General features: G+C 61.2%; 10 protein-coding genes and 1 pseudogene. 5 read left to right on the top strand and 6 right to left on the bottom strand.

The window, feature by feature from the left end; genetic code table 11:
• Window positions 1–506 precede the first annotated feature (506 nt).
• Both GEV05_28135 and GEV05_28130 read right to left on the bottom strand, forming a co-directional pair.
• A complete protein-coding gene (locus tag GEV05_28135; GenBank protein MPZ47163.1) occupies window positions 507–1571 on the bottom strand; it encodes an IS630 family transposase in 1065 nt (354 codons plus the stop codon).
• A gap of 313 nt (window positions 1572–1884) precedes the next feature.
• Window positions 1885–5466, bottom strand: coding sequence for a DUF3883 domain-containing protein (locus GEV05_28130; GenBank protein MPZ47162.1), 3582 nt, complete (start codon window positions 5464–5466; stop codon window positions 1885–1887).
• 566 nt (window positions 5467–6032) lie between these two features.
• Between GEV05_28130 and GEV05_28125 the strand changes: the two genes are divergently transcribed.
• Together GEV05_28125 and GEV05_28120 are read left to right on the top strand one after the other, a co-directional pair.
• Complete coding sequence (locus GEV05_28125) at window positions 6033–6284, top strand: DUF433 domain-containing protein (GenBank protein MPZ47161.1); 252 nt, start codon at window positions 6033–6035, stop codon at window positions 6282–6284.
• A complete protein-coding gene (locus tag GEV05_28120; protein ID MPZ47160.1) occupies window positions 6281–6643 on the top strand; it encodes a toxin-antitoxin system, toxin component, PIN family protein in 363 nt (120 codons plus the stop codon). The genes GEV05_28125 and GEV05_28120 overlap by 4 nt, the downstream gene beginning before the upstream one ends.
• Before the next feature lie 333 nt (window positions 6644–6976).
• Here the strand turns inward: GEV05_28120 and GEV05_28115 are convergent, their stop codons facing one another.
• The 4 genes from GEV05_28115 to GEV05_28100 all read right to left on the bottom strand — a co-directional run bounded on the left by GEV05_28115 (window position 6977) and on the right by GEV05_28100 (window position 9199).
• A complete protein-coding gene (locus GEV05_28115; protein ID MPZ47159.1) occupies window positions 6977–7615 on the bottom strand; it encodes a hypothetical protein in 639 nt (212 codons plus the stop codon).
• A gap of 130 nt (window positions 7616–7745) precedes the next feature.
• A complete protein-coding gene (locus GEV05_28110; GenBank protein ID MPZ47158.1) occupies window positions 7746–7937 on the bottom strand; it encodes a hypothetical protein in 192 nt (63 codons plus the stop codon).
• A gap of 369 nt (window positions 7938–8306) precedes the next feature.
• Window positions 8307–8618, bottom strand: a complete 312-nt coding sequence (locus GEV05_28105; GenBank protein MPZ47157.1) for a hypothetical protein — start codon at window positions 8616–8618, stop codon at window positions 8307–8309.
• The gene (locus GEV05_28100; protein ID MPZ47156.1) at window positions 8615–9199 is read right to left on the bottom strand and encodes a DUF3606 domain-containing protein; all 585 of its coding nucleotides are present in this window, start codon (window positions 9197–9199) and stop codon (window positions 8615–8617) included. The genes GEV05_28105 and GEV05_28100 overlap by 4 nt, the downstream gene beginning before the upstream one ends.
• A gap of 114 nt (window positions 9200–9313) precedes the next feature.
• On the opposite strand from GEV05_28100, the gene GEV05_28095 reads away from it, so the two are divergent.
• The 3 genes and pseudogenes from GEV05_28095 to GEV05_28085 form a co-directional block, all read left to right on the top strand.
• On the top strand, window positions 9314–9973 hold the full coding sequence (locus GEV05_28095) for a PEP-CTERM sorting domain-containing protein (GenBank protein MPZ47155.1): 660 nt from the start codon (window positions 9314–9316) through the stop codon (window positions 9971–9973).
• Between the two features lie 625 nt (window positions 9974–10598).
• Window positions 10599–10679: pseudogene (locus GEV05_28090) on the top strand (integrase).
• Between the two features lie 251 nt (window positions 10680–10930).
• Window positions 10931–11629 (top strand): chemotaxis protein CheB (locus tag GEV05_28085; protein MPZ47154.1); only part of this gene is annotated, 699 nt, incomplete at its 3' end.

Raw genomic sequence — 11629 nt, 5'->3', positions numbered from 1 at the left:
ACGCCTGCCCTACCCACCGACTTCCGTCCGCGCGGGGCTGGCACCGATGCAGCGCCACGTGCCATGGTCCATCGCAACCTGCCGCTTCCGACTGGCGCGCGCCGTCGCAAGGACTCTGATCCAGTGCCCATGCTGCGGCCACAGCCTGTGCGCAGAAACCACTTAGTAACACAGTAGTACTAGAAGATTGAGGCTTCCACCGTCAGCCATCGTGCAATGCTGAGGATAGAGTTCTCCTTCACCCTCCGAAGAGACCGGTCGCATCCAACCGCAGACCCGGCCGGATGCTCCATTGTCCAAGACTTCGCGCCCCGCTACACACCGACCCGGATTGTGCTTCACAGAGTTTGCCAGAATTACGATCTTTTTTATGACCATCGTCTTCTCCCTGATGTGTCAATCCAAGAGGATCTTGACGTCCTCCTTAAGAAAGTTCTCACCTGCACACTGAATAACCACTGGCCAAAGTCGGTGGCTTATTGAGAATCCGGTAATTCGTTGACATGTTAGAACGCCAACTCGGCCTGCTGCCAGAAAGCACGAATCAGCCTCGGCCGGCGCTGCATGGATCGGAGCCTGCGTCGGGCGTAGTCGCTGACCTCGGTCAGATTGGCCGGGCACAGGTTTGCGATCTCGTGCTTCTTCAGGTACGCCCAAATGGCTTCGACGGGGTTAAGCTCGGGTGCATACGGCGGCAGGAAGGCGATAGCGAAGGCGCCGCCCTGGGTTTCAAGCCATTGGCGAAGGCGCCGGCTCTTGTGCATGCCGACTCCGTCCCAGATGATCAACAGCGGCCTTGCGATCTGGCGCTTGAGCGCGCTCAGGAATTCGATGATCTGCTCGCTCTTGATCGCACCGTCGAAGAAGCGGAAGTAGAAGCGCCACCACGACAGGCCAGCCACCGCAGACATCTGCTTCCAGGTGAAGCTTTGTTGGATCACCGGCGTCTGACCGCGCGGCGCCCAGGTTCGGGTCACGGGACACTTCTCCGAGAGCCCGGATTCGTCTACGAAGACGATGGTTCGCCCCTCGCGGCGGGCTTTTTTTTGAGCGCCAGCCAAGTCTTGCGCTTCCAGGCGCGGATCGCCTGCTCGTCGCGCTGCAGGGCGCGCTTCTCGGGCCGCTGCGGGGTAAAGCCCAAAGAGCGAAGCAGCTCCCAGCCGCCAGTGTTGCTGTACGCGATATCGAACTCGCGCTTGACCAGCAAGCGCACCCGTTTGATCGTCCACAGCTCTGTCGGGAAGCCGGCGGCGAGCGCCCCGTTCAACAGCATCTGGCGCAGCCGCTCGCACTGCGCGGGCTGCAGCCGCGTTGGCCGACCCACAGGCTTGGCTTTGAGCCGGCCTACCGCGCCGTTCGCTTCGACCAATTGCCGCGCCCATACGCTCACCGCCTGCCTGCTGACCTCCAAGCGGCGCGCAACCTCCGCCTGGGCGACGTTGCGCTTCAACAACCGCGCGCCCTCGATGCGACGCGCTTCCATGGCTTGCAGATCCCGTTTGCCCATCCACGCTCCTCGACAAACCCACTGTCGACATAACGCGCAAAGGTATCAAACGGTTGTCAACCATTTAGCGGATTCTCAATAAACCTTTTGACGGACGGTTAATACTGGTTACCCATAAATCCGGCTCGCTTGGAATGACTTATGGAACTGATACGCGCGGTTTACATCAGGCGAGGCTGAAGCGTGTGCTGATGGGTGCGAAGACTCGGAAGAAGCCCGGAAGTCGAGCGCTTCAGAGTCAAGCCCGAGCAGAGCCGGCTCGTCGAAGCCTTCACCACGTGCATAGCGCCGCAGCACCTCGATCATCTCGCGGCCGGCGCAAGAATCGGTCGAGCCCTCGCACGGGCGCAATGTAAGCAGATGAATTCCCATAGTATTCATGAAGGCGTCGCGGCACGCACCAGCAACTCGGCGAAGTCGTAGTTCACGCTCGTCACGCCGAAGTCCGGCTCCCGCTGGAACGGCTGTCGTAGGTAGTGCACGCAATTCAGCTCTTCGGATTGAAACTCGACAATGGCGAGGATGAAATCCTCCGGCTTGTTGAGCGAATAGAGGATCTCGTTCTTCGTGACCGTGATGGTGTCTGCGCCGGATACCCGTCCCTTCACTTCGATGAAGCGCAGCTTGCCGGTTCCCGGTACGCGGCTTTCGATGTCGTAGCCCAGCTTCTCGAATTCGCGGTCGGTCGGCTCGAAGCCGAGGCTACGCTCGATCTCCATGACGATCGCGCGGGCGCGTGCGGCGCTCGCTTGCGTGTCTTGCGGCGCCGTGGGCTCGGCTAGCGGCCGACCGGCCACGATCGCAAGCAGGCCCATCGGCACGACCAGCAGACCGCCCAGTACCACGGGGGGCAACGGTGAGATCTGCGCTTCGAGCTTCAGGTCTTCCAGCCGCTTTTGTAAGCGCCCCTGCAGCAGGTCGGCCCGCTTGCGCGCCTCTCCGGAGTTGAGCTTGGCGTTGGCCCTGCCCGCCTGCTCCTGCTCCTTGAGCTGCGCCGCGCGGTGGTCCCAGTAGGTGATTTCCTTGGTCAGTCGATCCTTGACCGCCGCTTCGGTCTTCTGGATCAGCGTAAGCCGCGGGCCACGCACTTCCGCCAGGTGCTCGGGGACGACGTGGGCGACGGCATGGCCTTGGGCCTTCTGCTCCAGGGCCCGATTTATCCATGCGCACTCGGGCCGCTCGAGCAGCGTTTCCGCGCCGGGTTCGTCCGCGCTCAGCGGGCGGTAGTCGAGATAAGGCGCGTAGTGCACGTGGCGTGCGCTGCCGTCGGCATCCATTTCGACATAAAGCATGCGCTTCGAGACGATGCGCCGCTCACCGGACGAAGTGAAGCTCGCGTCCTGGATCGAGTGCTCGATGTAGAACAGCACGCGCGGCCGGATGCCGTTGTCGCGCTCGTCCACGAGCACCGTGCCGCGTTTCAGCAGATCACGGTGGCGCTCGAGGGTGAGGTCGATGACCGCATCGAGCAGCGGATGCCCCGGACAGACGAACGCTGCGAGCGTCTCGCCCTGCGGCGCCACCAGTGACTTGTCGAAGGCGATCCGCTCGTACCGGGGCAGCACCGGCTCGCCGATGCCGATCAGTCGGTCCCGATTGCGCACCGAAGCCGGAACGTGGGTGATCTCGTGCCGGCGCGGCTCTCGCTGCTTAACCGTGCCACCGAGGGACTGGAAAGCGCTGTGAAAGAACGACTCGATGTAGTGCGGCTGCAGGCGGCGCGCATCGGCCCGCTCCATGTCCTCGCGGATGCGCTGAACCCGGCTTGCATCCATGGCGTCGGGGGCGAGCGCGCGATCGTCGAGCAGGTCCTGCAGATGGCTGCGGTCGAGCGCATGGTCCAGCACGGTGGTGAGGTAGGCTCTGACCTCGGGCTGCTCGCCATAGCGGATGGCCTGGATGAGCAGCTCGCGCAGCGACTTGCCCTCGAACTGAAGCTTGCCCAGGACGTCGAACACCTGGCCGCCGAGTGCCTGGCGCGCCTGCTCCAGTTTCTCCAGGAGCTTGCGATAGACATCGCCCTCGCGCGTCTCCTCGGCGACGAGGTTCCACAGATGGCAGACCTCGGTCTGGCCGATGCGGTGGATGCGACCGAAGCGCTGCTCGATGCGATTGGGATTCCACGGCAGGTCGTAGTTCACCATCAGGTGCGCGCGCTGCAGGTTGATGCCTTCGCCGGCCGCGTCCGTGGCGAGCAGAACCTGCACGTCGGGGTCGTGCCGAAAGCACTCCTGCACCTTCATGCGCTCTTCCCTGCCGATGCCACCGTGGATGATCACCACGGCCTCCTTGCGGCCGAGCAGGGTCGTGATGCGACTCTCGAGATAGTTGAGCGTGTCGCGGTGCTCGGTGAAGATGACGAGCTTCTGGTGCGGTGACGCGGTCGGTGGCGGAATGTTGCCGCTGCCGTAGTGCGCGATTGGCTGTGCGGCGCGATTCGCGATTGCGCCGCTCGTGAATATTTCGCCAAGCAGGGTCGCCAGCTCGCGCCACTTGGTGTCCGCGCCGCTGCGACGAACCGCGAGCGCCAGAGACTCCAATCCTTTCAGCGTTTCGATCTCGGCTTTCAGCTCGGCGATCGAGCGCGCCGCGGTCGCCTGGTCGAGGATTTCCTCCTCGGCCGCCTCGACCTCGTTATCGGGCGCGTCTTCGAGATCCTCGACATCCTCGGCGTCGAGCGCCGAAACGGTGCTCATCACAACTGGTGCGGCTTGACCGCCGCGATGGAGCACTTCGAGCTCGCGCAGCTTGCTTTCGAGCCGCTCGCGACGCCGGCGCAGCGATTGATAAATCGCCTCGGGTGAGGACGCGAGCCGCCGTTGCAGGATCGTCAGGGCGAAACCGACGGTGCCGGCGCGCTTGTCGTTTTCGAGTGCTTCGGCGCGATTGAATTCCTCGCGCACATAGTCCGTAACCGCCTTGTACAGATGCGTCTCGGCATCCGACAACTTGTACGGAACGGTATAGGCGATCCGTTGCGGAAAGAGCGGCGTGCCGTCGAACTTGAGCAGACTCTCCTTCACCATCCGGCGCATCAGGTCCGAGACATCGGCTGTATGCACGCCGTCGCGAAAGCGGCCCTCGAAACGATCGCCGTCGAGCAGGGCCATGAAGAGCTGGAAATCGGCTTCCTTGCCGTTGTGCGGCGTCGCCGTCATCAGCAGGAAGTGCCGCGTCAACGTCGACAGCAACTGACCGAGCCGGTAGCGCTTGGTGTACTTGGTTTCGCCGCCGAAGACCGTGGCCGACATTTTGTGGGCTTCGTCGCACACGACCAGGTCCCAACGGCAATCGGGCGCCTGCAGCTTCATCTGCACGTCTTCGTTTCGCGACAGCTTGTCGAGTCGCGCGATGATGAGATTTGTTTCGAGAAACCAGTTGCCCGTACGGGCGGCTTCCAGCTTGTCGTTGGTGAGGATCTCGAACGGCAGGTTGAAGCGGCGATACAACTCGTCCTGCCATTGCTCCGCCAGGCTGCCGGGGCAGACGATGAGGCAGCGGTGCAGATCGCCGCGGGCGATCAGTTCCCTGATGAGCAGCCCCGCCATGATCGTCTTGCCGGCGCCGGGATCGTCCGCCAGCAGGAAGCGCAGCGGTTGACGCGGCAGCATCGATTCGTAAACGGCCGTGATCTGGTGGGGCAGCGGATCGACTACGGAGGTATGAACCGCGAGCACCGGATCGAACAGATGCGCCAGGCGGATGCGATGTGCCTCCGAGACGAGGCGGAACAGCGCACCGTCGCCGTCGAAGCTCCAGGGCCGCCCGTGTTCGGCGACCTCGAGGCGGGCCTCGTCGTGTCGATAGAGCAGCTCGTTGGCGACCTTGCCGGACGGCGCCTTGTAGGTCAACTCGAGCGCTTCGGAGCCGAACCACTGCACGCTGACCACCGACACCAGCGCGTCCGGCAGGATGCCGCGGACGGCTGCGTTGGGGCTTAGGTCTTCGAGCCGCGCCATGCAGAATGTTCAGTTGTCACAGACAAATTATTTGGATGCACGAAGTCATCGGCACGAACCAGGCCGATAGAACCAGGGTGTTCTCTCCCTATCGTCACCGAGATCGATCATGCGACTTCGGTTGATGAAGCCACATGAAGCTCCTCCTGGCGAGGATCAAGTGTCTGTCAGAGCAACTCGGCCGTCAATGTGTCAACCAAACCGATCGGTCAACCAAACCGAGCGGGAAGCTGGACCGGCTACTCGAGCTATGGGGAAGAAGCTGCCGCTGGTCGAGCAGAATACATGCCACATATGGCGTTGCGCACCCACGTCTTCCTCGTGGATTGAATCCACTAGGCTCCGGGACATGCTGCGATTTCGCTGTCTCGTTCGAACCCGGAATGCGCATGATCGAACGACGGAAAAACGGCGATGCACCGTCGCTGCATCGGCAGATCGAGATGATCGCTGGATAAATTAGGCCACCCTGGGCGGCTTTGTTGGCAGAGGCCTACACAGCTCAGATTGCCGCCCCTAGCGCTTCGGAGTAGATTGATCGTGGAAATAACCATCGGAGCTAATCGATGACCGAAGCAGAACTGCTCGCCCGCATTGTTGTCGACCCGAAGATTTTCGGCGGCAAGCCGATCATCCGCGGCCGTCGCCTTGCGGTCGAACACGTGCTCGGCATGCTCGCAGCGGGTGATACGCCAGAGACGATACTGGAAGGCTATCCCTGGCTTGCTTCCGAAGATATCCAAGCGTGCCTCGTCTATGCCCGCAAACTCGTCGGACACGAGCGCGTCGAGCCAATGATCGCGGACACTGGCGCTTGAGGTTATTGCTCGACACCTGCGTATGGGGCAAGGCTCGACCGGAATTGGAAGCTGCGGGCCATGACGTCGTTTGGTCCGGGGACTGGCCGAGCGATCCGGGCGACGACGAGATTCTTGCGCTTGCCCACGCTGAGCAACGAATCCTGGTCACGCTCGACAAGGACTTCGGTGAGCTCGCCATCGTGCATGGTCGCCCCCACCGCGGGATCGTGCGCTTGGTCGGAATTTCCGCACGTCAACAAGCGACGATCTGCATTCGTGTGCTCGCAAGTCACGGCGCCGAGTTGGAAGCCGGCGGAATCGTCACCGCAGAGTTGGGTCGATTGCGAGTGCGGCCAGCAGATTCAGCCACAAGCTGAAAGCGAGAGTTGGGGCTATGTTGATCGGCACCCTGAGGCGTTGCCGGCCGGGACGCGCCACAGCCACTCTGCAGCCTTTTAGAAACGTGGGGATTTCGTGACAATTTCAGCGATTCTTGGCGATGGTCAGCGCGCGTAAGTGATTGAGGGCGGGCCACTTTCGCTTGTTGAACTACGCTAATTTCGAGCTCTTAATCCGTTGGTTCGGGGTTCAAGTCCCCGGGGGCCTACCAAACAATCAAGGGCTTAGCAAATCGCTAAGCCCTTCGCTTTTTGGTTAGTAGGCACATAGTAGGCGCTGGGATATCGCGACGGTATCGCGCCCCTGCGCAGCTAGGAGGCCAGCAAATCGAAATGAAAGCCAACGACGACCAACAGCAATGCAAGAACCTTAGTGGCCCAATCCAGGCGCGGACGGCTCATCATCCACGCCAATGTCTTCAGGAGAAGCAGCGCCAACAGCGGTAAGGCGGCCAAGAAGAAAATCACGATTAGCGATAGGAAGGGTGCTACGAAGGCCCAGACAATGGCCACAGCCGCAACAGCGAGTACCTTTGTCGCGAGAAGGCTGAGGGAGGTCCACACCCAGTATCCCGCGATGAACAGAAGGGCCAGTTCCAGCACGTAGCGCGGGCTTGTAAACACCTCCCTGGCAGGCACCTCCCTTAGCTCAGCTGGTGTCGGCCTCGCTCTACCCAAGAGTAACTGCCAATGACGCATCGCTCGGCCTGCGGCTGTACGACCAGGCGAGGTGATCGCGGGGGACGATAACATGCCGGCCAGTTGATTTCCGGCCTTGTTGATGTTGCTTACACCGATGATCTCGACGACGATGAGCGCAGCTCCCGCAAACTGAATCACCTTACCAATCCGACCGAGCCAAAGAATCTGAATACCCCACAAGGTCGAGGAAATGATGGGCACTGAATCCCACCAATTCGCCCAAGCCTGGCAGAGTGTCAGTTCGGCCATTACAGGCTTCTCATCCTTGCAAACCCCAGCAGCCTGGCCGCGATCGCCTTCAGGTCCCGTGGCCGATACCGCGCCGCGCCCCGCTCAACCGCAAACGCATCGGGCAGCCCGAGCGCATCCTCACTGAGAGTCACAACTGGGCTTCCGTCATGTCGCCCTGGCTGGCAATGACGGCGAGCGTCGCCTTCCGCAAGGCTCGCGACTCAACCGAATGAGGGTCCATGACGATGCGAGCCATATTGAGTTCGATCGGGTCGCACTCGAGCGGAATAGCCGTCCCCTCGCGGGTCAGGACTTCGGCGAGAAAGCGGGCGAGCGTCATGCGATGTGTGTCCGCGGTCGAGCGGCGCACCATATCACCAGGAGATTACGCGAACCGCTTAGCCGGGTCCGCATAGTTCGCAAATAAGTGATCGATGTAGGCAGCGATCTCATCGGGTGGGCGCGAGGCAGAGATGATCAGGTCCCTGTCGCGCGAACGTTTCCTAGCCCGATGCGGTACGTGACTCAAGAGCTGTTCTCTCGTAGGACTTCCATCTGAATTCGGCCGTACACGTCGAATTTCATATGAAAGGTCTCGGCATCTGCAAAGCCAACAAACGCTGCTTTTTACCGGCCGGAGCCGACGTCTATGGCAATGAAGCAGCCCGACCGACGAACGATCCGGCGGTGACTTATTGGAGCCGGATTGCTACTGCACGAGCTGCGAGCGCATGACCAGCTTGCGCCCGTACTGATCGCCGACCCGCCTGAGCGCGGTCAGCTGCACCCCGCCGTCGTGCGGGTCGCCGATCACCGTGTGCTCGAGGAAGTAAACCCCGCCCGGCTCGGTCGTCAGCGTTACGGACTCGCCCCCGAAACCGAATCCCTCGACATGATGGCGGCCCGGCGGGACCTCCCAGCGATAATAGGTCCCAGGCAAGGTCGTGACGGTACCGCGTTCGTTCAGTATCAGGCTTTGAGGCTCGCTCGAATCCAGCGGCGTGCGAACGACATAGATCACCGATTGGCCGGGCACCGCCTCGAATCTCTTCGCCTGCAAGTCCTGCGGAGTCGGCGGCAGTTGCACGCAGCCGGCGAGGAAAAGCACGGAAAGGAAAACTCGGCGCATAGGATCCTCCGCGGTAGAACCGTTCGGCGGCTATGCCGCCTGAGACCGATCAGTACCTCGGTAGTCCGTTTCACCCGTGGTTTGCTGACATACCCGCACGGGCCTGCAAGTGCTAAGGTACTCGCTAGGCCGTAGGTTGGGCAAGTCGTCGCGAAGCCTTTGGGTCGGATGTAACTCGCCTGGACTACCGGCCGCCCCTGCCGCAAGTGCTCCCGCACCTTATCGGCGCTCGAGCCAACGCGCTGCACGGCATCGCGTAGCTGTTCTTCCGTTACACCGAACTCTTGCGTCGAGTAGCGCACTTCGTAGTCCTGCGAAGTGTTGACGCGGCTGCGGTCCTGCGCGCCGCGGTTTTTTTCCGATCGCGCCCATGAATGATTTACAAGGCGGCGGTAATTAGCGAGCAACGCGCGTTTCAGCGCACTGCCAGAATGTTCACAGTTTGCGCCGAAAGTGAGAATTGGTGCCGTCATCTAAACACGACAGGCGTCGTCCTGAGATGACGTCTGCATTGCGAACACTTCGGGTTCTCTGATTGCGCTAGAAGATGCGGCGCAAGTTCGCGCCGGACCCCCGAAGGAGAAGCAATGGACACAACGAAGTTCCATCGTTCATTGTTTGGCGCATTGGTAATGAGCGGCCTGGTCAGTATGCCGGCTGCTGCAGCAACCGACCTGCATTTCGATTTCAGGATTAACCAGGGACCTGTGGGCACTACATTCGCCACTTTATCCCTGGATGAGTTCGCTCCCGGTACAACCACTTTCAGCCTCGATACGGCGCTATCAGGTGGATCCGGAAACCCTGGAATTGTAGAGTTGCATTTCGGGTGCAATGGGTGCGGGACGCCTACGTTTGTTCCGACGATTCCCGGAGTCACCATTACCTCTAACGGAGTCCAGGCTGGGTACGATTTCGCTTTTCTGGCGACGTTTGACCCCAGCGCCACTTCCGGCAACACGCCATTGATGTGGACAGCGACGACCGCGCCGGAGACGTTCCTGGAGCCGACATCGGGCTCCGGACCGGACGCATTCGCGCTCATTCAACTCACGGGGGGTACCGAAGTAATCAATGGTCAGAATATCGAATCCGGGCTCTACATTGCAGCCGTCCCCGAGCCCTCAACATACGCACTGATCCTTTCGGGTCTTGGCATGGTGGCGTATGGAATTCGAAGAAGAAGCAGTAAAGCATTACGGGGTCGCATCCACGGGACTCGTGAAGGCAGCGCCTTTAGAACCTGAAGCTCATTCACTTTTACTTGCTCGGGCGGGGGCACAATGCACGCTTATTGCCCCCGCCATACTTGCGGCCGAACATCCTTGTCTAGACCACCAGCATTCGTCGCGCACGAAGCCATTCGCGCCGCATCGTCCGCAACGGACTCGGTGCACTGCAAGCACGCGTCATATTTAAGGGTCTTCAGGAAATCGAGTGGGTGATTTGAGGGCATGAATGGGTCTGTGGCCCGCGTGAATATTGACTTTCAGAGGTTTCGCGGGGTGCTCGGAATTGGCATCATGCGTGAATGGCTACCTCAGCGAAGCGAAAGCGCCGGCTCGTGGATGCGTATGCCTTCGCGGGCTTTCGTCCACAACCGAGCGTGCGTGGGATCTTCGGCGATCCGAAGGCGTGCATTGTTGATCTTGTCCGGCGCTCAAAAAAACGGCCTGTGGTTGCTGCGGTCGGACTCACAGTGGATGGTACGACCGGCGTACGCGCCGAGTTCGCGATCTGTCCTGTGGCGATCGGCGCGTGTAGCATCGCTATGTCCCGTTCAAAGGGCACAGGCGCACGGCCGCTGCGCCGATTCGTCGTTAGCGGGACATAGTCCGGCACGGGAGATAGTCAAGCCTATTGACTGCAGTCAATAGGCTTGAAAGCACGGTCCGTTACCTCGGAATCGAGGTCGACGACGCGTTGGAGATCTCCGAGCAAACCGAGATCTAGCCGGTCATCCAGGCGGCCGCACCGTTCGAAATATGCGGCCGCTTTCTGGCGACATGTCAAGTGCGTACTGTCGGCCAAAAGCCGCCACTCCGAACCTTGGCGAACCGGCTGCGCGTTTCCCCAAGCTGATCCGACATTCGGTGGCCTCTGTCGCCGAAATCCACCCTTCGTCGCATCCGTATTGCACCCCTTCGGCCGCCTAGGCAATGTCGACGGCGCAAATCCAGGATTGCTCACGCCAAGGAGGCAAGATGAGCACGTTGAGGCGAGTGATGGCGCGTGGTTTTATTTCCGCTTGCGGCGCATTGATTTTTTCGACCTGCATTCCCATTGCGAATGCCGATATTGTGATGGATTGGAACGCGACGGCGGCCGCATTACCGATTTCCGCTCCGCCGGTGCTCGCGCGTGTCATGGCCGCCATGCATGGTGCAGTCCACGACGCCGTCAATGCCATCGAGCCCCACTACGAGAGCTACCGCTTCAGGATAAAGGCGCCGGCAGATGCATCGAAGGAGGCTGCCGCAGCGAGCGCTGCCCACGGCGTTCTCGTCGCTTTAGTTCCGGCGCACAAGGCGAGCTTCGACGCCGCGCTGGCTCGGTCGATGGCGCAGATTCCGGACGGCCGGGCAAAGAGCGACGGCATCGCCGTCGGCAAAGCGGTGGCCGAAGTGATGATCGTCTGGCGGGCGAAGGATAACTTTGACGCCAAGGGTCAGGACCAACCGGGCACTGAGGCCGGCATTTGGCGAAGAACGCCACCGGGCCTTCTACCGGGAGCGCTGCCTCACCTCGGTGGCATCACGCCTTTCCTGCTCAAGACTGTAGACCAGTTCGCCGCTAAAGGACGCCCGGCGCTCACCAGCCGGGAGTTCGCGCGCGACCTGGACGAGATCAAACGTCGTGGCGGTCGCCGCAGCACCGAGCGAACCGCAGAGCAGACTGCAGTT

This window comes from Betaproteobacteria bacterium (assembly GCA_009377585.1).
Classification (GTDB): domain Bacteria; phylum Pseudomonadota; class Gammaproteobacteria; order Burkholderiales; family WYBJ01; genus WYBJ01.
This window is presented reverse-complemented; position numbering and strand designations above follow the sequence as displayed.

Bases quoted from the DNA above. Each gene is read 5' to 3' on its own strand.
- GEV05_28135 (MPZ47163.1), bottom strand. From the start codon at position 1,571: ATGGTTGACAACCGTTTGATACCTTTGCGCGTTATGTCGACAGTGGGT.
- GEV05_28130 (MPZ47162.1), bottom strand. From the start codon at position 5,466: ATGGCGCGGCTCGAAGACCTAAGCCCCAACGCAGCCGTCCGCGGCATC.
- GEV05_28125 (MPZ47161.1), top strand. From the start codon at position 6,033: ATGACCGAAGCAGAACTGCTCGCCCGCATTGTTGTCGACCCGAAGATT.
- GEV05_28115 (MPZ47159.1), bottom strand. From the start codon at position 7,615: ATGGCCGAACTGACACTCTGCCAGGCTTGGGCGAATTGGTGGGATTCA.
- GEV05_28110 (MPZ47158.1), bottom strand. From the start codon at position 7,937: ATGACGCTCGCCCGCTTTCTCGCCGAAGTCCTGACCCGCGAGGGGACG.
- GEV05_28100 (MPZ47156.1), bottom strand. From the start codon at position 9,199: ATGACGGCACCAATTCTCACTTTCGGCGCAAACTGTGAACATTCTGGC.
- GEV05_28095 (MPZ47155.1), top strand. From the start codon at position 9,314: ATGGACACAACGAAGTTCCATCGTTCATTGTTTGGCGCATTGGTAATG.